Origin of the sequence: Pseudomonas sp. GM41(2012), from assembly GCF_000282315.2 — a bacterium.
In the GTDB taxonomy this organism is placed as follows: Bacteria; Pseudomonadota; Gammaproteobacteria; order Pseudomonadales; family Pseudomonadaceae; genus Aquipseudomonas.
In genome coordinates this window covers 388,733-411,638 of record NZ_AKJN02000007.1, presented here as the reverse complement: position 1 = coordinate 411,638, position 22,906 = coordinate 388,733, and the positions used below count along the sequence as shown (strand labels likewise).

Sequence of the window (22,906 nt, the reverse complement as noted above, 5' to 3'; positions counted from 1 at the left end):
GATGCCGGTTTAAATACCGGCATCGGCTTTTTTACGGGTACGCTTTATGTACTTGTCCTTCTGAAGCCCGAATCCATGACCGAACCTGCGCTGCTGCCTCGCCCGCAACTTCGACGCATGCTGCGCAAGGCCCGCCGCGCACTGACTCCCAGTCAGCAACGCCAGGCCGCTCGCGGGCTGTACAAGCAATTGGCCCAGCAACCGCTGTTTCGCCGCGCAAAACATATCTCCCTGTATCTGCCCACCGACGGTGAAATCGACCCGCGTGTTTTGCTGCGTGCCGCTCAACGTCGGGGCAAGGCGACTTATCTGCCGGTGCTCAGCGCCTGGCCACGAACCAAAATGGTGTTCCAGCGAATTCGCCCCGGCGAGAAGCTGAAACCCAACCGGTTTCGTATTCTCGAACCCATGCACAACCTCGCCCGGCAACGCAAAGTCTGGGCGCTGGATCTGGTGTTGCTGCCGTTGGTGGGGTTTGACGATGTCGGCGGACGCCTGGGCATGGGCGGTGGTTTCTACGATCGAAGCCTGGCGTACCTGGCACGACGTAAAAACTGGCGCAAGCCGACGCTATTGGGGCTGGCCCATGAATGTCAGAAGGTCGAACGATTGGCTCAAGCGAGCTGGGATGTGCCGTTACAGGGAACGGTGACAGACAAGGCGCGGTATTTCGCCGGCTTCGCACTGTAGGAGCAAAGCTTGCTCCTACGGGTGCGGCGTCCGGAGGACAATTTCAGCGTTTGAAGGCCGACGGCTTTTGTTGCTGCGCGATTTCGATCGGAGCGTCGGTCTTGTTGCTCCACAGGCTTTGGGCATAGCCGGTGGTCACGACGCCGAGGCCAAACAAAATAACCAAAATCCATAGTAAATCCGGTTTGCGTTTCATCGATTGCCCCCCAAAGGCACATCAACACGATGACAGCAGCGGTTTCCGTTGTAGGTGTAGGCCGTGCAGCAGCGTCAAGCTTAGAAGGCCGGCATTTTGCGACAACGTGAACCGACACGCAAACGCTGGCGTCAACCGACCGTCGGTTTGTCATAAAATTCCCCGACAACTTGCCCACCCACTTCGCAAGGAGCAAACACCATGGCTTATTGGCTGATGAAATCCGAGCCCGACGAGCTCTCGATCAAGGGCCTGGAGACGCTTGGCAAAGCGCGCTGGGACGGGGTTCGCAACTACCAGGCGCGTAATTTTCTGCGGGCCATGGCCGTGGGCGACCAGTTTTTCTTCTATCACTCCAGCTGCCCCGAACCGGGGATCGCCGGGATCGGAAAGATCGTCGAAGCCGCGTACCCGGACCCGACGGCGCTGGAGCCGGAGAGTCATTACTACGATCCAAAAGCCACGCCAGAGAAAAACGCCTGGAGCGCGATCGATGTCGCGCATGTCGAGACGTTTCCCAAGGTGCTTAAGCTGGATTACCTAAAACAGCAGGCGGCGCTGGCCGAGATGCCTCTGGTGCAGAAAGGCTCGCGACTGTCGGTGATGCCGGTGACGGCCGAGCAATGGGCGGCGGTGATTGCGCTACGTTGAAATGTTTTTTGAATGGGCGCGGCTTGGCTGGTGCGCTTTTGTAGGAGCACGGCTTGCCGGCGATGGCGGTCTTGTGGGCGCTATCGCGAGCAAGCTTTGCTCCTACAGATCCAGCATTACTGGATGATGAGGTTGTTGAACAACAGATCCTCAACCACCGGGCTGCCGGTTTCGTCGCTCATGATTTGCTGGGTCTGCTTAAGGGCTTCCTGACGCAGCTTTTCCTTGGCCTCGACGTTGTTCATCGCTTCAGTGGTCTGCTGGGCAAACAACGCCACCAGTTGATTACGAATCAACGGCTCATTGGCTTTCACCAGTTTGGTCGCCTCATCACCGGTCACTCGCAACGCCACATCGGCCTTATAGACCTTGAGCTTCGGCGTCCCGTCCAGCCCGTAGTTGCCCACGAACGGCGGGCTCAGGGTGATGTAATTGACCTTCGGAGCTGCACCTTCTTTGGCTTCTTCGGCCATCGCTGCCACAGGCAGAGACAGGGCCAGCAACAACATGATCCACGCTTTCACAATTCGCTCCTTATCCGGTTTGCGGCCTAGCATAACGACCCGCCGCTCAAGCACAAGCTTATGGCTGACTATCAGGGCCGGGCATGCTCGTTGACCCATCGACTCACACACCTACACTTATCGGCCATCACTCCCAAAGGAATAGCCCTGATGAAAGCCGTGCTGTGCAAAGCCTTCGGCCCTGCCGAATCGCTGGTGCTGGAAGACGTCGCCAGTCCTGTCGCGAAGAAGAATGAAATCCTGCTGGACGTGCACGCCGCCGGGGTGAATTTCCCGGACACGCTGATCATCGAGGGCAAATATCAGTTCAAGCCGCCCTTCCCGTTTTCCCCGGGCGGCGAAGCGGCTGGCGTGGTCAGCGAAGTAGGCGAGAAAGTCAGCCACCTCAAGGTTGGCGACCGGGTCATGGCGCTGACCGGCTGGGGCAGTTTCGCCGAACAGGTCGCGGTGCCGGGCTACAACGTACTGCCCATCCCGCCATCGATGGACTTCAACACCGCCGCCGCGTTCAGCATGACTTACGGCACTTCGATGCACGCGCTCAAGCAACGGGGCAACCTGCAACCGGGCGAAACCTTGCTGGTACTCGGCGCTTCCGGTGGTGTCGGTCTGGCCGCTGTAGAAATCGGCAAAGCCATGGGCGCCCGCGTGATCGCCGCCGCCAGCAGCGCCGAAAAACTCGCGGTGGCCAAGGCTGCCGGTGCCGATGAGTTGATCAACTACAGCGAAACCAGTCTCAAGGACGAAATCAAGCGCCTGACCGATGGCCAGGGCGCCGATGTGATCTACGATCCGGTGGGCGGCGATCTGTTCGACCAGGCCATCCGCGCCATCGCGTGGAACGGCCGCCTGCTGGTTGTCGGCTTCGCCAGCGGGCGCATCCCCGAACTCCCTGTGAACCTCGCGCTGCTCAAAGGCGCAGCGGTGGTCGGCGTGTTCTGGGGCTCGTTCGCCCAGCGCCAGCCTCAAGACAACGCGGCGAACTTCCAGCAATTGTTTGGCTGGTTTGCCGAGGGCAAATTGAAACCGCTGGTGTCGCAGGTGTATCCACTGAGCAATGCGGCACAGGCAATCAATGATCTTGGCCAGCGCAAAGCGGTTGGGAAAGTGGTGGTTCAGGTTCGCTGAACCCAATGCAGCGGTCTGGACTTCAAATGAAGTTGTTCAGACCGCAACAGAACGCCACGACTTCCCATTCATACGAAGGACATTTCCCAAAGCCTCGTCCTACCCTGGACCGAAATGCGGCACGTAGACCTACAAGTAACGATTCCCACAGCGCCCTACATTTATACCTGAGCGACATGTTCATAAAAGAACATGCAATCTCCAGAATTTCCGCTATTTGACCGATGCGAACCGGTGCTATTTTCGGTAACGAAACTGTAACATTCGCATCCGCAGTCAAAACAAGAAATCTGGAGCTCTTGAATGTTTGCTTTCTTTCGTCCTGCCGCACATCAGGCTCCATTGCCTGAAGAAAAAATAGACAACACCTACCGACGCCTTCGCTGGCAGATCTTCGCCGGTATTTTCATTGGCTATGCGGGTTACTACCTGCTGCGCAAAAACTTCACCCTGGCGTTCCCCGATCTGATCGCCCAAGGCTATACGAAGGGTCAACTGGGTGTGGCCATGTCGGCGATTGCCATCGCCTACGGTCTGTCCAAGTTTTTGATGGGCATCGTGTCCGACCGCTCCAACCCGCGTTACTTCCTGCCCTTCGGCCTGGTGGTTTCCGCCGGGGTGATGTTCGTTTTCGGTTTCGCGCCGTGGGCGACGTCCAGCGTGACCATGATGTTCATCCTGTTGTTCATCAACGGTTGGGCACAAGGCATGGGCTGGCCGCCAAGTGGCCGCACAATGGTGCACTGGTGGTCGCAGAAAGAGCGCGGCGGTGTGGTTTCGGTCTGGAATACCGCGCATAACGTCGGCGGTGGCTTGATCGGCCCGTTGGCGATTCTCGGCATGGGCTGGTTCAACGACTGGCACAGCAAGTTCTACGTCCCGGCCGCCGTAGCGCTGCTGGTCGCCGTTTTTGCGTTCATTGTGATGCGCGACACGCCGCAATCGACAGGCCTGCCGCCGATCGAGAAGTACAAGAACGATTACCCGGAAGGCTACGACGCCAGCCACGAAGAAGAATTCAGCGCCAAGGACATCTTCGTCAAATACGTGCTGCGCAACAAAATGCTCTGGTTCATCGCCCTGGCTAACGTCTTCGTCTACTTGCTGCGCTACGGCATCCTGGATTGGGCGCCGACCTACCTCAAAGAGGTCAAGCACTTCGACTTCGATAAAACGTCGTGGGCGTATTTCCTCTATGAGTGGGCAGGCATTCCGGGCACGTTGCTGTGCGGCTGGATGTCGGACAAGGTTTTCCGTGGTAACCGTGGCCTGACCGGCATGGTGTTCATGGCATTGGTGACCGTGGCGACGATCGTGTACTGGCTGAATCCGCCGGGTAACCCGATGGTCGACATGATCTCGCTGTTCGCGATCGGCTTCCTGATCTACGGTCCGGTGATGCTGGTGGGCTTGCAAGCGCTGGAACTGGTACCGAAGAAGGCCGCAGGTACAGCCGCTGGTTTTACCGGTCTGTTCGGTTACTTGGGCGGGTCAGTCGCGGCCAGTGCGCTGATGGGCTACACCGTGGACTATTTCGGTTGGGATGGCGGCTTCATCCTATTGGTAGCCGCCTGCTTGCTGGCAATGGCATTCCTGGCTCCCACGCTGGGGCACAAGCAAATCGCCAGTCAGACCCGCGAAGACGCAATCGCCTGATCGGCCTTTGATTTGCAGCGCTTGAGCCGCGCCTCCAGATTCCGGTCTGGCATGGCGTGGCTACGCAGGGCGTGGGCGGTCTGCTCGACATAATCGCGAGTCGTGCCGTAACGCCCGCAAGCGTTTTCGAACACGTGGCTCAACACGTGATCCGGCAAGTTGCCCGCATAGCTGGGCAGATGCCGCTCCAATACAAACCCCAACGCCTGAACCTGACTTCCGTCTTCAAGACGGCAGTTGAGCCAGTGTGGGCGATAGGACGGGAATGGCATTTCGCGCTGCCAAAGTGCGTAAAGAGAGGCTTCAAGTTGTTCTTCAGGCAAGCGATAGGCGAAGCCGCTGCAAGAACCACCGCGATCCAGGCCGAACACCAGCCCAGGCACTTCGGGTGTGCCGCGATGTTCGTGGGACCACAAATACAAACCGCGATGGTAGCCATGCACACGACCACGCACTCGCTCCACCGCTGCACATTCAGGACGCCAGATCAGCGAACCGTAAGCGAACAGCCACACCGGCCCGCCCTTGTGGCGCGCCATCGTCGACTGCATTGAGCTGAGCAATTGTTCGTGCGTGAGCTGCGGCCCCAGATCGAGCTGCGGAGGGTAAGCCAGATTCAAAAAAGCAGATTCAATGGCGCTCATGGCGATTAGCGTTCAGCTCCCCGCGGGTGAAGAATTACTTAATAGAACGCACCGCTGTAACAATAAGGCACATATGTTTTAAGGCAATTTAAATGCCATGGCACAGTTCTTAACTATTTGCCTGGATGACATATAACCTACCGGCATTTATATAAATTTATAAATACCGATCGGCTATATAGAGAGTTATAACGATTAAGAGCGGGGATCAAAATCGCGGATCAAGATCGAGGATCAAGATCGCGGCGCGTACGCAAATACATCCGCGCGCATTTGATGAGCATCCATCCCGGCTTCGACCAAAGCATCCAGCGTGCCGTAGACCATGGCCGGAGAGCCGCTGGCGTAGACATGCAAGGGTTTCAGATCCGGGAAGTCCTCGCACACCGCCTCATGCAACATCCCGCAGCGCCCCTGCCAGCCGCATTGATCGCTGACGACTTTATGCAGGAACAGATTGGGCAGTTTCAGCCATTCATCCCAATGTTCGATGGCATAAAAATCTTCAGGACGACGCACGCCCCAATACAGATGCACCGGATGTTTGAAGCCCGTGGCGCGGCAATGTTCGATCAGGCTATGGATCTGGCCCATGCCGGTGCCCGCGGCAATCAGCACCAGTGGACCGTTCGGCAGTTCCGCCAGATGGGTGTCGCCGAATGGCATTTCGATCCGCACCATCAGGTTGCGTTGCAACTGGTCGATCAGGCTCAGCGCACTGCTTTCGCGCGCCAGCACATGAATTTCCAGATCACGCCCGCCATGCGGCGCCGAGGCCAGGGAGAACGCAGATTTCTCGCCATTCTCGCGCTCGATCATCAAGTACTGACCGGCGTGATAACGCGGCGGTTTGCCGGCCGGCGCTCGCAGTCGTACACGCCAGGTATCGCCGCCGACGTCCCTGCATTCAATGACCTGACACGACAAGCTGCGCACCGGCAATTCTCCCAGCGCGAGCACGCCATCCCACAGCACGATGCAGTCTTCCAGCGGCTCTGCAATGCAAGTGTAGAACTCGCCATGGTCGCGCACACCGCCTTCCTGTTCGACGCGCCCTTCCACCAGCAGTGCGGCGCACACGTGGCAATTGCCGTTTCGACAGCTTTGCGGGCATTCATAGCCCAGACGCCGCGCGCCATCGAGAATCCGCTCGCCGGGCAGAATCTGTAGCACTGCTCCGGAGGGCTGCAAGGTTACACGCATCAATCTATTCCTAACTGATTCCAGATGGCATCGATCCGCTGGGTAACGGCTTCGTCCTTGACGATCACCCGGCCCCACTCGCGAGTGGTTTCGCCCGGCCATTTGTTCGTGGCATCGAGCCCCATCTTCGAACCCAGGCCGGAAACCGGCGAGGCGAAGTCCAGGTAGTCGATCGGCGTGTTGTCGATCATCACCGTGTCGCGCTTTGGGTCCATGCGCGTGGTGATGGCCCAGATCACGTCGTTCCAGTCGCGTGCGTTGATATCGTCATCACAGACGATAACGAACTTGGTGTACATGAACTGTCGCAAAAACGACCAGACACCGAGCATTACCCGCTTGGCGTGGCCCGGATACGACTTCTTCATGGTCACGATGGCCATGCGGTACGAGCAACCTTCGGGCGGCAGGTAGAAGTCGGTGATCTCGGGGAACTGCTTCTGCAGGATCGGCACGAACACTTCGTTCAGCGCCACGCCAAGAATCGCCGGCTCATCCGGCGGACGGCCGGTGTAGGTGCTGTGGTAGATCGGTTTGATGCGGTGGGTGATGCGCTCGACGGTGAACACCGGGAAGCTGTCGACTTCGTTGTAGTAACCGGTGTGGTCGCCGTACGGGCCTTCATCGGCCATCTCGCCCGGATGGATCACGCCTTCAAGGATGATCTCGGCGGTCGCCGGGACCTGCAAGTCGTTGCCACGACACTTCACCAGTTCGGTGCGGTTGCCGCGCAACAAGCCAGCGAAAGCGTATTCGGAAAGGCTGTCCGGCACAGGTGTTACAGCACCAAGAATGGTCGCCGGGTCGGCGCCCAACGCCACGGACACCGGGAATGGCTGGCCAGGATGCTTCTCGCACCACTCGCGGTAATCCAGCGCGCCGCCACGGTGACTGAGCCAGCGCATGATGACCTTGTTGCGACCGATCACTTGTTGACGGTAGATGCCGAGGTTCTGGCGATCCTTGTTCGGGCCTTTGGTGACGGTCAGGCCCCAGGTAATCAGCGGGCCGACGTCGCCCGGCCAGCAGGTCTGCACCGGCAGCATCGCGAGGTCGACGTCGTCGCCTTCGATGACCACTTCCTGGCACACCGCGTCTTTGACCACTTTCGGTGCCATGGCGATGATCTTGCGGAAGATCGGCAGCTTGGACCAGGCATCTTTCAGGCCTTTCGGCGGCTCGGGTTCCTTGAGGAACGCCAGCAGCTTGCCGATTTCGCGCAATTCGCTGACCGCTTCTGCGCCCATGCCCAGCGCCACGCGCTCAGGGGTGCCGAACAGGTTGCCGAGCACCGGGATGTCATAACCCGTGGGCTTTTCGAAAAGCAGGGCCGGACCTTTGGCACGCAGGGTGCGGTCGCAGACCTCGGTCATTTCGAGCACTGGGGACACCGGAACCTGGATGCGCTTGAGTTCGCCGCGCTTTTCCAGACCGCTGATAAAGTCGCGCAAGTCGCGATACTGCATGCGTGAGCCTCGTGTTGGCCGTGCCGTTCGGGGGTGGCAGTTTAGCGCCGAACCCCTCTGTTCAGAACCACGAACTGGCAATTGATCAAAAATCAGATAGCAAAAAGCCGGGTTTCCCCGGCTTCTTGGCCTTATCGACTTACTTGCGTTTCATCGACAGGAAGAACTCATCGTTAGTCTTGGTCGTTTTCAGCTTGTCGACCAGGAACTCGATGGCAGCGATTTCGTCCATCGGGTGCAGAAGCTTGCGAAGAATCCACATGCGCTGCAACTCGTCGTCGGCGGTCAGCAACTCTTCGCGGCGGGTGCCGGAACGGTTGATGTTGATAGCCGGGAAGACGCGTTTTTCGGCGATGCGACGATCCAGCGGCAGTTCCATGTTGCCCGTGCCTTTGAATTCTTCGTAGATCACTTCGTCCATCTTCGAGCCGGTTTCAACCAGCGCGGTGGCGATGATGGTCAGCGAACCGCCTTCTTCGATGTTCCGCGCGGCACCGAAGAAACGTTTCGGTTTCTCCAGGGCGTGGGCATCGACACCACCGGTGAGTACTTTGCCGGAGCTCGGGATCACGGTGTTGTAGGCGCGAGCCAGACGGGTGATGGAGTCGAGCAGGATCACCACGTCCTTCTTGTGTTCGACCAGGCGCTTGGCCTTCTCGATCACCATTTCGGCAACCTGCACGTGGCGGGTTGGCGGCTCGTCGAACGTCGAGGCAACCACTTCGCCGCGCACGGTGCGCTGCATTTCGGTTACTTCTTCCGGACGTTCGTCGATCAGCAATACGATCAGGTGAACTTCAGGGTTATTACGAGCGATGTTGGCTGCGATGTTCTGCAGCATGATCGTTTTACCGGCTTTCGGCGGTGCAACGATCAGACCGCGCTGGCCTTTGCCGATCGGGGCGCACAGGTCGATGACACGACCGGTCAAGTCTTCGGTGGAACCGTTGCCGGCTTCCATCTTCATGCGCACAGTCGGGAACAGCGGGGTCAGGTTCTCGAAGAGAATCTTGTTTTTCGCGTTCTCGGGACGATCGTAGTTGATCGTGTCGACCTTGAGCAGCGCGAAATAACGCTCGCCTTCCTTTGGAGGACGGATCTTGCCAACGATGGTGTCACCGGTGCGCAAGTTGAAGCGACGGATCTGACTCGGCGAGACGTAGATATCGTCTGGGCCGGCGAGATAGGAAGCGTCAGCGGAGCGAAGGAAGCCGAAGCCGTCCTGGAGAATCTCCAGCACGCCATCACCGGAGATTTCCTCGCCGCTTTTAGCGTGCTTTTTGAGCAGGGAGAAAATCACGTCCTGCTTGCGCGAACGGGCCATATTTTCTATGCCCATCTGTTCGGCCAATTCGAGCAGTTCGGTAATCGGCTTTTGCTTGAGTTCAGTCAGATTCATATAGGAATGACGTAATCATTTATGGAGGGGGGGAAATTAAGCTTTTGGCTTAATGAGGCCGCGCCGCAGAGAAGGCGACAGGATCGCGTACTTATTCGAAAAGGAGTGCGTCGGCGACGGCTAGCAGGGGGCAGTGGAGAAACCAGTGCGGGGCCGAATGTACCACCTGAGTTTCGGAGCGTCTAGCCCTCAATAACGAAAAGGCCCCGCGATGTGCGGGGCCTTTTTGATGACGCTTTAAACGACGCTTAGATGTTGGCGTCGAGGAAAGCAGCCAGTTGCGACTTCGACAGCGCGCCAACCTTGGTCGCTTCAACGTTGCCGTTCTTGAACAGCATCAGAGTCGGGATACCACGCACGCCATGCTTGGCCGGAGTTTCCTGGTTTTCGTCGATGTTCAGTTTGGCAACGGTCAGCTTGCCTTTGTAGGTTTCAGCAATTTCGTCCAGAACAGGAGCGATCATTTTGCAAGGGCCGCACCATTCAGCCCAGTAGTCGACCAGTACAGCGCCTTCGGCCTTGAGGACGTCGACGTCGAAGCTAGCGTCGGTGACGTGTTTAATAAGATCGCTGCTCATGGAAGTCTCCAGGTTGTAAGCAAAAAAACGTGGCCCATCATAGCCGCCCTTCCCTCGTTCAGGAAGGTGCAGATGATTGAGTCTCGCTATGGTGCCGCATGAGTTTGGGTATAGCTCAAGTCACGAGGTGGCGGGAGCGACGAAGGCAATTCCTGTTCGCAGTGCCGCGTTACGCACATGTTCGTGCATGGCCTTCTGCGCCGCGCCGGACGCCCGGCGGGCCAGTGCGCGGAGGATTTTGCGGTGTTCCTGCCAGGTTTCCATGGCCCGCTCGGCCCGGATGAACGGTAGCTTTTGGCTCTCTAGAAAGATGTCGGCGCTGGCAGTCAGGATGCTCAGCATCGCCTGATTGCCGCTTGCCAGCAGGATGCGCCGGTGAAACTCGAAATCCAGTCGCGCCGCGGCCTCGAAGTCGCCGGCCTTCAATTCGACGCGCATGGCAGCGACGTTATCTTCCAGTGCATCGAGTTCGTGAGTACTCAGGGTCACCGCCGCCAAACCGGCGGCAAAGCCTTCCAGGGCGTAGCGCAACTGGAAGATATCCAGCGGCGAAGCCTGGGCCGCGAACGGCCAACTCAGCCCCACATCACCTCGCGGCAAATCAACCGGTGACTGCACGAACACACCTTTGCCCGGCTGGATGCTGATCACCCCCAACGCACTCAATGACGACAACGCTTCGCGCAGCGACGCCCGACTGACGCCCAATTGCACCGCCAAATCCCGTTGCGAGGGCAAGGCATCGCCCGGCCCGAAGCCCTGTTCGGTGATCAGTTTACGGATGGCTTGCAGCGCCACTTCAGGTACGGCGCGGGAGATCGAGTTCATGGTTTTTCAGACGAACCAGGCCAATGAGCGGTTAGTTGTAAAGCTATTCGCGACGCCCGGCAAGTCGTGCCCCATGGGGGTTCGGTGAAATCCGGCGATGCGCTATCGGGGTGCGAAACCATGCACGACTGTTCAGACCAGTAAGACCGAACGAATCCAGCAAAACCGTGGCCTGCGGCATTCAAAACTGACTCTTGGCACGGCCCATGCTCTGTCGATCCGCAGAATTCACTTCTCGCCGATTCGGAGATTTGCCATGACCCAGCGTTACAGCGCCCTCCTCGCCGCCCTGTTTGCCAGCCTGATGCTGAGCCAGGCGCCCGCCCACGCCGACGGTCTGGAGGATGTGGTCAAGCGCGGCGTCCTCAAGGTTGCCGTGCCCCAGGACTTCCCGCCCTTCGGCTCGGTCGGCCCGGACATGAAACCGCGCGGCCTTGATATCGACACCGCCAAGCTGCTGGCCGACCAACTCAAGGTCAAACTCGAACTGACGCCGGTCAACAGCACCAACCGCATTCCATTCCTGACCACCGGCAAGGTCGATCTGGTGATCTCCAGCCTCGGCAAGAACCCCGAGCGCGAGAAAGTCATCGACTTCTCCCGTGCCTACGCGCCGTTCTACCTCGCCGTATTCGGTCCGCCAGACGCAAGCATCAAAAGCCTGGACGACCTCAAGGGCAAAACCATCAGCGTCACCCGTGGCGCCATCGAAGACATCGAGCTGACCAAAGTCGCGCCCGAAGGCGTGACCATCAAGCGCTTCGAAGACAACAACTCAACCATCGCCGCCTACCTCGCCGGGCAAGTTGATCTAATCGCCAGCGGCAACGTGGTGATGGTGACCATCAGCGAGCGCAACCCGAAACGCATTCCGGCGCTGAAAGTGAAGCTCAAGGATTCCCCGGTCCACGTCGGCGTGAACAAAAACGAGCCGGCGCTGCTGGACAAGGTCAACCAGATCCTCGCCACCGCCAAGACCGACGGCGCGCTGGAGAAAAACTCCCGGACCTGGCTCAAAGAGCCGCTGCCGGCCGATCTCTGATCGTCGTTGCGGAGACTGAACATGGCTTATCAGTTCGATTTCATACCGGTGGTGCACAACACCGACCTGCTGCTGCGCGGTGCGCTGTTCACCCTTGAACTGACGGCCATCGGCGCGGTGCTCGGGGTGAGTCTGGGCATCGTCGGGGCGCTGGTGCGGGCGTGGAACATCCGTCCGTTCGCCGGCATTTTTGCGGTCTACGTCGAGTTGATCCGCAACACGCCGTTTCTGGTGCAGTTGTTTTTCATCTTCTTCGGCCTGCCGTCACTGGGTGTACAGATTTCGGAATGGCAGGCGGCGGTGTTGGCGATGGTAATCAACCTCGGCGCCTATTCCACCGAGATCATCCGCGCCGGCATCCAAGCGATCCCTCGAGGACAGCTTGAAGCCGCTGCGGCGCTGGCGATGACGCGCTTCGAAGCCTTTCGCCACGTGGTCCTGCTGCCAGCGCTGGGCAAGGTTTGGCCGGCATTGAGCAGCCAGATCATCATCGTGATGCTGGGTTCGGCGGTCTGCTCGCAAATCGCCACCGAAGAGCTGAGCTTCGCTGCCAACTTCATTCAGTCGCGCAACTTCCGCGCCTTTGAGACCTATGCGCTGACCACGCTGCTCTACCTGTGCATGGCGCTGCTGATCCGCCAGTTACTGAACTGGATTGGCCGCCGTTTTGTCGCAAGGAGCAGCCAATGAGCGATTTCACCTTCTGGGACGTCGTACGCAACCTGCTCACGGGCCTGCAATGGACCCTGGCACTGTCGCTGGTGGCGTTTATCGGTGGCGGACTGATCGGCTTGTTGATCATGGTCATGCGCATCTCGAAAAAATCCCTGCCGCGCAACTTCGCCCGCACCTACATCGAGCTGTTCCAAGGCACGCCGCTGTTGATGCAGCTGTTTCTGGTGTTCTTCGGCGTGGCGCTGGCGGGGATAGAGATTTCGCCGTGGATGGCGGCGGCGATAGCCCTGACGCTGTTCACCAGCGCCTACCTGGCGGAGATCTGGCGTGGTTGCGTCGAATCGATCCCCAACGGCCAGTGGGAAGCTTCATCAAGCCTGGCGCTGAACCCACTGGAGCAACTGCGCTACGTGATCCTGCCGCAAGCACTGCGGATCGCCGTGGCGCCGACCGTGGGCTTCTCGGTGCAGGTGGTCAAAGGCACCGCTGTCACCTCGATCATCGGCTTCACCGAACTGACCAAGACCGGCGGCATGCTCGCCAACGCAACCTTCGAACCGTTCATGGTCTACGGCCTCGTGGCCCTCGGTTACTTCCTGCTCTGCTACCCCTTGTCCCTCAGTGCGCGCTATCTGGAAAGGAGACTGCATGCCTCTGCTTAGAATCTCGGCCCTGCATAAATATTACGGCGACCACCATGTGCTCAAAGGCATCGACCTGAGCGTCGAGGAAGGTCAGGTGGTAGCGATCATCGGCCGCAGCGGCTCGGGAAAATCCACCTTGTTGCGCACCCTCAATGGCCTGGAATCGATCAACGACGGCGTGATCGAAGTCGACGGCGAATACCTCGACGCCGCCCGTGCCGACCTGCGCAGCTTGCGGCAGAAAGTCGGGATGGTGTTTCAGCAGTTCAACCTGTTTCCGCACCTGACGGTCGGCGAGAACGTGATGCTCGCACCGCAAGTGGTGCAGAAAGTGCCGAAAGCCAAAGCCGCCGACCTTGCGAGGGAGATGCTGGAGCGGGTCGGGCTGGGGGAAAAATTCGATGCCTTCCCGGATCGGTTGTCTGGCGGGCAGCAACAGCGGGTGGCGATTGCCCGGGCGCTGGCGATGTCGCCGAAGGTCTTGCTGTGCGATGAGATTACCTCGGCGCTGGACCCGGAATTGGTCAATGAAGTGCTGAGCGTGGTCCGGCAACTGGCCAAGGAAGGGATGACGTTGATTATGGTCACCCATGAGATGCGTTTTGCCCGGGAGGTTGGGGATAAGTTGGTGTTCATGCATCAGGGCAAGGTGCATGAGGCGGGGGATCCGAAGATTCTGTTTGCCAACCCGCAAACGGCGGAACTCGCGAATTTCATCGGGACCGTTGAAGCGGCGGGCTGAGAGATCTTCAGTGGCTGTGTTGACGCCATCGCGGGCAAGCCTTGCTCCTACAGATAGGAGTCGTACTCGGAAAATGCGTACACCCATAACTTGTAGGAGCAAGGCTTGCCCGCGATGGCGACCCAGAGTTCACCGACTTTCCTGCGCCGGATCAAGGCTTTGAACACTGCGCGTTGGCGCCAGCGTTTGATCGTGGCACGATGTCGAGGTTATCGACCGAGACCCCCTGACCATGCCGCAATCCCAAGCCAAGAATCTGTCCCTGATCGCCGCAATCGACCTGGGCTCCAACAGCTTTCACATGGTCGTGGCCAAGGCCCAGAACGGCGAAATCCGTATTCTCGAACGACTCGGGGAGAAGGTTCAGCTGGCCGCCGGCATCGACGATGAGCGTCAGCTCAGTGAAGAATCCATGCAACGCGGGCTCGATTGCCTGAAGCGTTTTGCCCAACTGATCAACGGTATGCCGCCAGGCGCCGTGCGGATCGTCGGCACCAACGCCCTGCGTGAAGCCCGTAACCGTGGCGAATTTATCCGCCGCGCTGAAGAAATCCTTGGCCACCCGGTGGAAGTCATCTCCGGTCGTGAAGAAGCGCGTCTGATTTACCTCGGCGTTTCCCACACCCTCGCCGACACCCCGGGCAAACGCCTGGTGGCCGACATCGGCGGCGGCAGTACCGAATTCATCATCGGCCAGCGCTTTGAACCACTGCTGCGCGAAAGCCTGCAAATGGGCTGCGTCAGCTACACCCAGCGCTATTTCAAGGACGGCAAGATCACCCCGGCCCGCTACGCCCAGGCGTACACGGCGGCGCGGCTGGAGATCATGAGCATCGAACACGCCCTGCACCGGCTGACCTGGGATGAAGCCATCGGCTCCTCGGGCACCATTCGTGCGATTGGCCTGGCACTGAAGGCCGGCGGTCATGGCACGGGCGAGGTTAACGCCCAAGGCCTGGCCTGGCTCAAGCGCAAGCTGATCAAGCTTGGCGACGTCGAGAAGATCGATTTCGAAGGCATCAAGCCTGACCGTCGGGCGATTTTCCCGGCGGGCCTGGCAATTCTCGAAGCGATTTTCGATGCCCTCGAACTGCAACGCATGGACCACTGTGAAGGTGCCCTGCGCGAAGGCGTGCTCTATGACCTGTTGGGCCGTCATCATCACGAAGACGTCCGTGAGCGCACGCTCAGCTCGCTGATGGAGCGTTATCACGTCGACCTGGAACAAGCGGCGCGGGTTGAGCGCAAGGCGTTGCATGCTTTCGATCAAGTGGCTGAGGATTGGGACCTGGATGACGGCGTCTGGCGCGAACTGCTGGGTTGGGCGGCCAAGGTCCATGAAGTGGGCCTGGACATCGCTCACTATCAGTATCACAAGCACGGCTCCTACCTGATCGAGCACTCGGACCTGGCCGGGTTCTCCCGCGAAGACCAGCTGATGCTCGCGCTGCTGGTGCGCGGCCACCGCCGCAATATTCCCCGGGACAGGTTTGCCGATTTCGGCGAAGAAGGCATCAAGCTGATTCGCCTGTGCGTGCTGCTGCGCTTTGCGATCCTGTTCCATCACATCCGTGGCACCCAGGAAATGCCACAGGTCGTGCTGCACGCCAACCGCGACAGCCTTGATGTGCAGTTCCCGGAAAACTGGCTGGACGAAAACCAGCTGACCCAGGCCGACTTCGCCCTTGAAGCGGAGTGGCTGACCCGCGTCGGCTTCATCCTGAACGTCCGCTGAAACACGGTCCTGTAGGAGCACAGCTTGCTGGCGATGGCGATCTCACGGACGCCATCGCTGTAGGAGCACAGCTTGCTGGCGATAGCGATCTCACGGACGCCATCGCTGTAGGAGCACAGCTTGCTGGCGATAGCGATCTCACGGGCGCCATCGCTGTAGGAGCACAGCTTGCTGGCGATAGCGATCTCACGGACGCCATCGCTGTAGGAGCACAGCTTGCTGGCGATGGCGATCTCGCGGACGCCATCGCCAGCAAGCTGTGCTCCTACAGCGGACGGCGGTGAAAGCAAAAATGGCGATCCGCAGGGATCGCCATTTTTTATTACCCGACGTTTGCGTTAACGAACGGCCAATATCGGGCTGCCCAAACGCTCCAGCAAAGTCGCCTGGGCGCTGCGCGGGTTCTGGTTGCCGGTCGGCGTGTTGCGGATGTAACGACCGTCTGCCTGCAGGCTCCAGCTGTGAGTGTTATCGGTGAGATACAGCTCCAGCTCTTTCTTGACCCGCATGATCAGCTTCTTGCCCTCGACGGGGAAGCAAGTCTCGACGCGCTTGTCGAGGTTGCGCTCCATCCAGTCGGCGCTGGACAGGAACATCTGCTCTTCGCCGCCATTGAGGAAGTAGAAGACCCGGGTGTGCTCCAGGAAGCGCCCGATGATCGAGCGCACGTGGATGTTGTGCGAAACCCCGGCGATGCCCGGACGCAGGCAGCACATGCCGCGCACCACCAGATCGATACGCACCCCGGACTGACTGGCCTTGTACAGCGCGCGGATGATCTTCGGATCGGTCAGCGAGTTGAACTTGGCGATGATGTGCGCCGGTTTGCCGTCGAGGGCGAACTGGGTCTCCCGGGCAATCATGTCGAGCATGCCCTTCTTCAGCGTGAACGGCGCGTGCAGCAGCTTCTTCATGCGCAGGGTTTTACCCATGCCGATTAGCTGGCTGAACAGTTTGCCGACGTCTTCGCACAAGGCGTCATCCGAGGTCAGCAAGCTGTAGTCGGTGTACAGACGGGCGTTGGCCGCGTGGTAGTTACCGGTCCCCAAGTGGGCGTAACGGACAATCTCGCCAGCCTCACGACGCAAGATCAGCATCATCTTGGCGTGGGTCTTGAAGCCGACCACGCCGTAAATCACCACCGCACCGGCCGCTTGCAGACGGCTGGCCAGCTGCAGGTTGGACTCTTCGTCGAACCGCGCACGCAACTCGATCACCGCCGTGACTTCCTTGCCGTTACGCGCCGCATCGACCAACGCATCGACGATTTCCGAGTTGGCGCCGGAGCGGTACAGGGTCTGACGAACCGCCAATACATGCGGGTCCTTGGCCGCCTGGCGCAGCAGGTCGACCACAGGGGTGAAGGACTCGAACGGGTGCAGCAGCAGAATGTCCTGCTTGCTGATCACGCTGAAGATGTTCTCGCTGTTTTGCAGCAGTTTCGGGATCTGCGGGGTGAACGGCGTGTATTGCAGCGCTCGCTGACTGTCCAGACCGGTGATGCTGAACAGACGAGTCAGGTTGACCGGACCGTTGACCTGATACAGCTCGGTCTCGTGCAGGTTGAACTGCTTGAGCAAGTAGTCGGACAGGTGTTTCGGGCACGTGTCGGCCACTTCCAGACGCACCGCATCACCGTAGCGACGGGAGAACAACTCGCCGCGCAGGGCGCGGGCCAGGTCTTCTACATCTTCGGTGTCGACGGCAAGGTCGGCGTTTCGGGTCAGGCGGAACTGGTAGCAGCCCTTGACCTTCATGCCCTGGAACAGGTCATCGGCGTGCGCATGGATCATCGACGACAGGAACACGTAATTGTCGCCAGCGCCGCCCACTTCTTCCGGCAACTTGATAACGCGCGGCAGCAAACGTGGCGCCGGAATGATCGCCAGACCGGAATCGCGGCCGAAGGCGTCGATACCTTCGAGTTCGACGATGAAGTTCAGGCTCTTGTTCACCAGCAACGGGAACGGGTGCGTCGGGTCGAGGCCGATCGGGGTAATGATCGGCGCGATCTCGTCGCGGAAATAGCGGCGCACCCAGGTTTTGATCTTGGTGGTCCAATGACGCCGACGGATGAAGCGGACCTGATGCTTTTCCAGCTCCGGCAACAGAATGTCGTTGAGGATCGCGTACTGGCGGTCGACGTGACCGTGTACCAATTCGCTGATGCGGGCCAGGGCCTGATGCGGTTGCAGGCCATCGGCGCCGGCCTGTTCGCGGGCGAAGGTGATCTGTTTCTTCAGGCCGGCCACACGAATCTCGAAGAACTCGTCCAGGTTGCTGGAGAAGATCAGCAGAAACTTCAGCCGCTCCAGCAACGGGTAGGACTCATCCAGCGCCTGCTCCAGCACGCGGATGTTGAACTGCAGTTGCGAGAGCTCGCGATGGATGTACAGGCTGCTGTCATCCAGGCCGGGAATGGCAATCGCTGGCGCCGCTATTGCGGGCTCGGCCACCACCGCGGGTGGAGCAGGCTCCAGTTCCGGCGGGGTTTCGGCGATTTGCTCCACCACAGGTTGAGCATCTTTTACGGCAACTTCAGTGAGTACTTCGGTATTCATCGAATGTTCCTGGGAGGGCTATTTTTGCTCTCGTAACAATTGAGCAGCACGGACGGCAAAGTAAGTCAGGATGCCATCAGCGCCTGCACGTTTAAAAGCGGTCAGGGATTCGAGGATAACCCCTTCGCTCAACCAGCCATTCTGGATCGCCGCCATGTGCATGGCATATTCACCGCTGACCTGATAAACAAAGGTCGGCACTTTAAATTCTTCTTTGACTCGGTAGAGGATGTCCAGATACGGCATGCCTGGCTTGACCATGACCATGTCCGCGCCTTCTGACAAGTCCGCCGCCACTTCGTGCAGGGCTTCGTTGCTGTTGGCCGGGTCCATCTGATAGGAGGCCTTGTTGGCCTTGCCCAGGTTCAGCGCCGAACCGACCGCATCGCGGAACGGGCCGTAATAGGCGCTGGCGTACTTCGCCGAGTAGGCCATGATCCGCACGTTGACGTGATCGGCCAGCTCAAGCGCTTCGCGGATCGCCTGGATGCGACCGTCCATCATGTCCGACGGGGCCACCACCTGAGCGCCGGCTTCGGCGTGGGACAGTGCCTGCTTGACCAGTGCGTCGACGGTGATGTCGTTCTGCACGTAGCCTTCTTCGTCGAGGATACCGTCCTGGCCATGAGTGGTGAACGGGTCCAGGGCGACGTCAGTGATCACACCCAGTTCAGGGAATTGCGCACGCAACGCGCGGGTGGCGCGCTGGGCAATGCCGTTGGGGTTCCAGGCTTCGGCGGCGTCCAGAGACTTGAGCTCCGGCGGCGTCACCGGGAACAACGCCAGTGCCGGAATCCCCAGCTCGACCCACTTGGCCGCTTCTTCAAGCAACAGATCAATGGTCAGGCGCTCGACGCCCGGCATCGACGCCACCGCTTCGCGACGGTTTTCACCGTCCAGCACGAACACCGGCAGGATCAGATCGTCGACGGTCAGCACGTTTTCACGGACCAGTCGACGCGAAAAATCATCACGACGATTGCGTCGCAGGCGGGTTGCTGGAAACAAACGGTTGGCGGGGGTAAAGCTCACGGCAGACTCCTGAGCCCGCGCTGGCGGGCGAGCGTGACAGTTATAAGCGGCCATTATGACCAACGTATGACAGTTATGTGCATCCCTGCGTCACGTAGCCGCATTCCATTGTCCTTGTAGGAAATGTTCACGTCGAGACACATTTGGACACTTTCATGAATGTTCCCGAAGGGTTAGGCTGCGCGTTCATTTCGCCAGCATCCAGACAATGCTCCAACAATTTCTTCAGGAATTCGGCTACTTCGCCCTCTTTCTCGGCACGTTTTTCGAAGGCGAAACCATTCTGGTGCTCGCCGGCTTCCTCGCGTTCCGCGGATACATGGACCTCAAAGTGGTCATGATCGTGGCGTTCCTCGGCAGTTATGCCGGCGATCAGCTGTGGTATTTCCTTGGGCGCAAGCACGGCCGCAAGTTGCTGGCGCGCAAACCGCGCTGGCAATTGATGGGCGACCGGGCGCTGGAACACATCCGCAGGCACCCGGACATCTGGGTACTGAGCTTCCGCTTTGTCTATGGCCTGCGCACGGTGATGCCGGTGGCGATCGGCCTGTCGGGCTATCCGCCAGGACGTTATCTGCTGCTCAACGGGATTGGTGCGGCGATCTGGGCCGCGGCGCTGGCTGCCGCCGCCTATCACTTCGGTGCGGTACTCGAAGGCATGCTCGGCAGCGTCAAGAAGTACGAGCTGTGGGTGCTTGGCGCCCTGCTGATACTGGGCTTTTGCTTGTGGTTGCGCCGTCGCCTCAAGAACGCCCGTCTGGCGAAGAAGATCTACGCCGACGAGCAGGCCTTGAAAGCTGAACAAGCCAAAACCAACGAACCTACGACGCCAGTCGAGTGAAACGGTTTCTGCAACAGTAGAGACCAATACCACTGAGCAGGCTGTAACTCAGCAGGCCGACCCAGCCTGCCGCGCTGGCCGGCCACAGCCCAACGACCGGCGCCAGCCACACCAGCGGCACATTCGACGCCAGGCGCAGCAGCTCCAGCTTCAGCGCCCACGGGCGATTCTCCAGGGCCACGCCCAACGTAAACAAACCCAGCGCCACGGCACTCCAGCCGAGCACCAGCGCGGCGGTTGGCAAACTCTGCTCCAGGTTCATCAAGTAGCTGCCCAACGCGATGTAGACGCAGAACTGCAACACGACGTAAAGCTGCTGACGCCCGTCCAGCGGCACCTCGAATTTACGGAACTGACTCAGGTCGGGCTTGTTCATCGGGTACCTGGCCGCCACATCCGCCGGCCGCCAACCGGTGCGCATGAACCAGATGCGCAGCTTGTCCCATTGGCTTTGCGCACGCCGCGCGTCATCCCACAGCTGCGCGTAGAACTGCACGTTCGCCCACAACGGATTCCAGCTCGCCAGCGGCGTGGTCACGCCGAAAATCACCGGTTCGTTATCGTCCTCTTCCTGGAACGAGCCAAATAGACGGTCCCAAATAATGAACACCCCGCCGTAGTTGCGATCCATGTAGAGAGCGTTCTGTGCATGGTGAGCGCGATGATTGGACGGCGTGACAAAGAACCACTCGAACCAGCCGAGCTTGGGAATGTGTTTGGTATGCACCCAGAATTGGTACAGCAAGTTCAGCGAGGCGACGCTTATGAACACCAGCAGCGGCACGCCGAGCACGGCCATCGGCAGATAGAAAATCCAGCTCAACAGGAAGCCGGTACTGGTCTGGCGCAGCGCCGTGGACAGGTTGTAGTCCTCGCTCTGGTGATGCACCGAATGCGCCGCCCAGAGGATGTTTCGTTCATGGCCCATGCGATGCAGCCAGTAGTAGCAGAAGTCGTAGAGGACGAAGGCGAAAACCCAGACCCAAACGCTGTCAGCCGAGAGTTCGACCAGCGCCAGGTGCTTGAGGGCAAACGCATACGTCACCAGGCCGACGCCTTTGGTCAACAGGCCGGTGGTGGTCGACAGCACGCCGGTGCTCATGCTGTTGATCGCGTCCGCCACGCGATAATTGCTCACCCCGCGCCAACGGTCGGCCAGCAGTTCGGCGGCAATCAGCACAAAGAAAAACGGCACCGCATACAGAATGAAGTCCATGACGCGTCCTGATCGGAATCTTGAGGACAGATCCTAGGTGTAGCCGCGAATTAACCCTATGGCAACGAGTGACAAATTAGTGGACATTTAACGCCATGAATCTGGAGAAAAGCCCATGAGCAAAAAAATTGCAGTGATCCTGTCCGGCTGTGGCGTGTACGACGGCGCCGAGATCCACGAAAGCGTGATCACCCTGCTGCGTCTGGACCAGCGGGGGGCTCAGGTGCAGTGTTTCGCACCGAACATCACGCAGTTGCATGTGATCAATCACCTGACCGGCGAAGAAATGCCCGAGTCGCGCAACGTGTTGGTGGAATCGGCGCGGATCGCCCGGGGCAATATCAAGGATATCCGCGAAGCGGACGTGGAAGACTTCGATGCGCTGATCGTTCCGGGCGGTTTCGGGGCGGCCAAGAACCTGTCGAACTTCGCCGTCGAAGGCGCCGGCTGCACTGTGCAACCGGAAGTACTGGCGCTGGCTGAAGCCTTTGCCGAGGCTGGTAAACCAGTCGGGCTGATCTGCATCTCGCCGGCACTCGCGGCGAAGATATATGGACCGGGCGTGACCTGCACCATCGGCAACGACGCCGATACTGCCGCCGCCATGAACAAGATGGGCGCTACACACGCCGACTGCGCGGTAACTGACATCGTTGAAGACAAAGCACGCAAACTGGTCAGCACCCCGGCGTACATGCTGGCGCAGAGCATCAGTGAAGCGGCTTCGGGCATCAACAAACTGGTAGACCGCGTCCTCGAACTGACCCACGAAGACGACGCCTGACACAGCTCAGTGTGGGAGTGCTCAGTGTGGGAGTGAGCCTGCTCGCGATAGCGGTCTAACCGTCAACATCAATGTTGGATGTGCCGACCCCATCGCGAGCAGGCTCGCTCCCACAAGGACAACTGTCATGCTTAAGACTTGCGCGATAGCCGCGTGAGTATCCGGTCCAGCGCATTGGCAAACGCCTGCTTCTCACGCTCACCAAATGGCGCTGGCCCGCCGCTCATCTGCCCCTGCTCACGTAGATCGGCAAACAGGTTACGCACCGCCAACCGATCGCCCATGTTCTGCGCATCAAACTCTTTACCCCGTGGATCCAGCGCCGCAACGCCCTTTTTCACCAGACGGTCGGCCAGCGGCACATCGCTGCAGATCACCAGCTCACCCGGCACCGCATATTCCACCAGGTAGTCGTCGGCGGCATCCGGACCGCTTGGCACCACGATCAGCTTCACCAGGGCCAAACCCGGTTTGATCTGCGGCTGTCCGGCCACCAGCACCACTTCGAACTGGCGCTTGAGGGCGAACTTCACCACCAGATCCTTGGCCGCCCGCGGGCAGGCGTCAGCATCGATCCAGACACGCATTGTGTTTTCCTCTGTTGAAAAGCATCGCGGGCAAGCCTTGCTCCTACTGGCTATACGCGGCCGCAAGAGGCACGCAATCCTGTA

23 protein-coding genes are annotated in these 22,906 nt (G+C 59.4%); 11 read left to right on the top strand and 12 right to left on the bottom strand.

Annotation, left to right across the window (positions count from 1 at the left end; genetic code table 11):
* The first annotated feature begins 75 nt into the window (after nt 1-75).
* Complete coding sequence (locus PMI27_RS12605) at nt 76-690, top strand: 5-formyltetrahydrofolate cyclo-ligase (protein ID WP_008150363.1); 615 nt, start codon at nt 76-78, stop codon at nt 688-690.
* 43 nt (nt 691-733) lie between these two features.
* Here PMI27_RS12605 and PMI27_RS31900 read toward each other — a convergent pair whose 3' ends face one another.
* Entirely contained in the window at nt 734-886 is a 153-nt protein-coding gene (locus tag PMI27_RS31900) for a hypothetical protein (protein ID WP_008150359.1), read from the bottom strand.
* Between the two features lie 201 nt (nt 887-1,087).
* Between PMI27_RS31900 and PMI27_RS12610 the strand changes: the two genes are divergently transcribed.
* Nucleotides 1,088-1,537 carry an EVE domain-containing protein gene (locus PMI27_RS12610; RefSeq protein WP_008150357.1) on the top strand — a complete coding sequence of 150 codons (450 nt, stop codon included), beginning with the start codon at nt 1,088-1,090 and terminating at the stop codon, nt 1,535-1,537.
* A 116-nt stretch (nt 1,538-1,653) separates the two neighbouring features.
* Here the strand turns inward: PMI27_RS12610 and PMI27_RS12615 are convergent, their stop codons facing one another.
* Nucleotides 1,654-2,061, bottom strand: coding sequence for a flagellar basal body-associated protein FliL (locus tag PMI27_RS12615; RefSeq protein ID WP_033053388.1), 408 nt, complete (start codon nt 2,059-2,061; stop codon nt 1,654-1,656).
* A gap of 150 nt (nt 2,062-2,211) precedes the next feature.
* On the opposite strand from PMI27_RS12615, the gene PMI27_RS12620 reads away from it, so the two are divergent.
* Both PMI27_RS12620 and glpT read left to right on the top strand, forming a co-directional pair.
* The gene (locus PMI27_RS12620) at nt 2,212-3,189 is read left to right on the top strand and encodes an NADPH:quinone oxidoreductase family protein (protein ID WP_008150352.1); all 978 of its coding nucleotides are present in this window, start codon (nt 2,212-2,214) and stop codon (nt 3,187-3,189) included.
* Between the two features lie 303 nt (nt 3,190-3,492).
* On the top strand, nt 3,493-4,845 hold the full coding sequence (gene glpT, locus PMI27_RS12625; RefSeq protein WP_008150350.1) for a glycerol-3-phosphate transporter: 1,353 nt from the start codon (nt 3,493-3,495) through the stop codon (nt 4,843-4,845).
* Here the strand turns inward: glpT and PMI27_RS12630 are convergent.
* From PMI27_RS12630 to PMI27_RS12655, 6 genes are all read right to left on the bottom strand, one after another.
* Entirely contained in the window at nt 4,818-5,489 is a 672-nt protein-coding gene (locus PMI27_RS12630) for a gamma-glutamylcyclotransferase (protein WP_008150348.1), read from the bottom strand. The two genes, glpT and PMI27_RS12630, sit on opposite strands and share 28 nt — an antisense overlap.
* 234 nt (nt 5,490-5,723) lie before the next feature.
* Nucleotides 5,724-6,692 carry a CDP-6-deoxy-delta-3,4-glucoseen reductase gene (locus PMI27_RS12635; protein ID WP_008150345.1) on the bottom strand — a complete coding sequence of 323 codons (969 nt, stop codon included), beginning with the start codon at nt 6,690-6,692 and terminating at the stop codon, nt 5,724-5,726.
* Nucleotides 6,692-8,158, bottom strand: coding sequence for a 4-hydroxy-3-polyprenylbenzoate decarboxylase (ubiD, locus tag PMI27_RS12640; protein ID WP_008150342.1), 1,467 nt, complete (start codon nt 8,156-8,158; stop codon nt 6,692-6,694). Before ubiD ends, PMI27_RS12635 begins: the two co-directional genes overlap by 1 nt.
* Nucleotides 8,159-8,297: 139 nt before the next feature.
* Nucleotides 8,298-9,557 carry a transcription termination factor Rho gene (gene rho, locus PMI27_RS12645; RefSeq protein WP_007942421.1) on the bottom strand — a complete coding sequence of 420 codons (1,260 nt, stop codon included), beginning with the start codon at nt 9,555-9,557 and terminating at the stop codon, nt 8,298-8,300.
* A gap of 248 nt (nt 9,558-9,805) precedes the next feature.
* The gene (trxA, locus tag PMI27_RS12650) at nt 9,806-10,135 is read right to left on the bottom strand and encodes a thioredoxin TrxA (RefSeq protein ID WP_008150340.1); all 330 of its coding nucleotides are present in this window, start codon (nt 10,133-10,135) and stop codon (nt 9,806-9,808) included.
* A gap of 120 nt (nt 10,136-10,255) precedes the next feature.
* The gene (locus tag PMI27_RS12655) at nt 10,256-10,963 is read right to left on the bottom strand and encodes a FadR/GntR family transcriptional regulator (protein ID WP_008150339.1); all 708 of its coding nucleotides are present in this window, start codon (nt 10,961-10,963) and stop codon (nt 10,256-10,258) included.
* Nucleotides 10,964-11,219: 256 nt separating this feature from the next.
* Between PMI27_RS12655 and PMI27_RS12660 the strand changes: the two genes are divergently transcribed.
* From PMI27_RS12660 to ppx, 5 genes are all read left to right on the top strand, one after another.
* Nucleotides 11,220-12,005 (top strand): transporter substrate-binding domain-containing protein, encoded by a 786-nt coding sequence (locus PMI27_RS12660; protein WP_008150338.1) that lies wholly within the window; start codon nt 11,220-11,222, stop codon nt 12,003-12,005.
* 21 nt (nt 12,006-12,026) lie between these two features.
* Entirely contained in the window at nt 12,027-12,695 is a 669-nt protein-coding gene (locus tag PMI27_RS12665; protein WP_008150336.1) for an amino acid ABC transporter permease, read from the top strand.
* Nucleotides 12,692-13,342 carry an amino acid ABC transporter permease gene (locus PMI27_RS12670; protein ID WP_008150334.1) on the top strand — a complete coding sequence of 217 codons (651 nt, stop codon included), beginning with the start codon at nt 12,692-12,694 and terminating at the stop codon, nt 13,340-13,342. The genes PMI27_RS12665 and PMI27_RS12670 overlap by 4 nt, the downstream gene beginning before the upstream one ends.
* Nucleotides 13,329-14,066, top strand: a complete 738-nt coding sequence (locus PMI27_RS12675; RefSeq protein WP_008150331.1) for an amino acid ABC transporter ATP-binding protein — start codon at nt 13,329-13,331, stop codon at nt 14,064-14,066. The genes PMI27_RS12670 and PMI27_RS12675 overlap by 14 nt, the downstream gene beginning before the upstream one ends.
* 232 nt (nt 14,067-14,298) lie before the next feature.
* Complete coding sequence (gene ppx, locus PMI27_RS12680) at nt 14,299-15,801, top strand: exopolyphosphatase (RefSeq protein ID WP_008150329.1); 1,503 nt, start codon at nt 14,299-14,301, stop codon at nt 15,799-15,801.
* Nucleotides 15,802-16,139: 338 nt separating this feature from the next.
* On the opposite strand, the gene ppk1 is transcribed toward ppx, so the two are convergent.
* Nucleotides 16,140-18,362, bottom strand: a complete 2,223-nt coding sequence (gene ppk1, locus PMI27_RS12685; RefSeq protein ID WP_008150325.1) for a polyphosphate kinase 1 — start codon at nt 18,360-18,362, stop codon at nt 16,140-16,142.
* A gap of 18 nt (nt 18,363-18,380) precedes the next feature.
* Nucleotides 18,381-19,394, bottom strand: coding sequence for a porphobilinogen synthase (gene hemB, locus PMI27_RS12690; protein ID WP_008150323.1), 1,014 nt, complete (start codon nt 19,392-19,394; stop codon nt 18,381-18,383).
* Nucleotides 19,395-19,602: 208 nt separating this feature from the next.
* On the opposite strand from hemB, the gene PMI27_RS12695 reads away from it, so the two are divergent.
* Entirely contained in the window at nt 19,603-20,235 is a 633-nt protein-coding gene (locus PMI27_RS12695) for a DedA family protein (RefSeq protein WP_008150321.1), read from the top strand.
* On the opposite strand, the gene PMI27_RS12700 is transcribed toward PMI27_RS12695, so the two are convergent.
* Nucleotides 20,216-21,451 (bottom strand): sterol desaturase family protein, encoded by a 1,236-nt coding sequence (locus tag PMI27_RS12700; protein ID WP_008150318.1) that lies wholly within the window; start codon nt 21,449-21,451, stop codon nt 20,216-20,218. The two genes, PMI27_RS12695 and PMI27_RS12700, sit on opposite strands and share 20 nt — an antisense overlap.
* Nucleotides 21,452-21,566: 115 nt before the next feature.
* On the opposite strand from PMI27_RS12700, the gene elbB reads away from it, so the two are divergent.
* Complete coding sequence (gene elbB, locus PMI27_RS12705; protein ID WP_008150316.1) at nt 21,567-22,235, top strand: isoprenoid biosynthesis glyoxalase ElbB; 669 nt, start codon at nt 21,567-21,569, stop codon at nt 22,233-22,235.
* A 131-nt stretch (nt 22,236-22,366) separates the two neighbouring features.
* Here the strand turns inward: elbB and PMI27_RS12710 are convergent, their stop codons facing one another.
* Nucleotides 22,367-22,822 (bottom strand): YaiI/YqxD family protein, encoded by a 456-nt coding sequence (locus PMI27_RS12710; RefSeq protein WP_008150314.1) that lies wholly within the window; start codon nt 22,820-22,822, stop codon nt 22,367-22,369.
* Between the last annotated feature and the right edge of the window lie 84 nt (nt 22,823-22,906).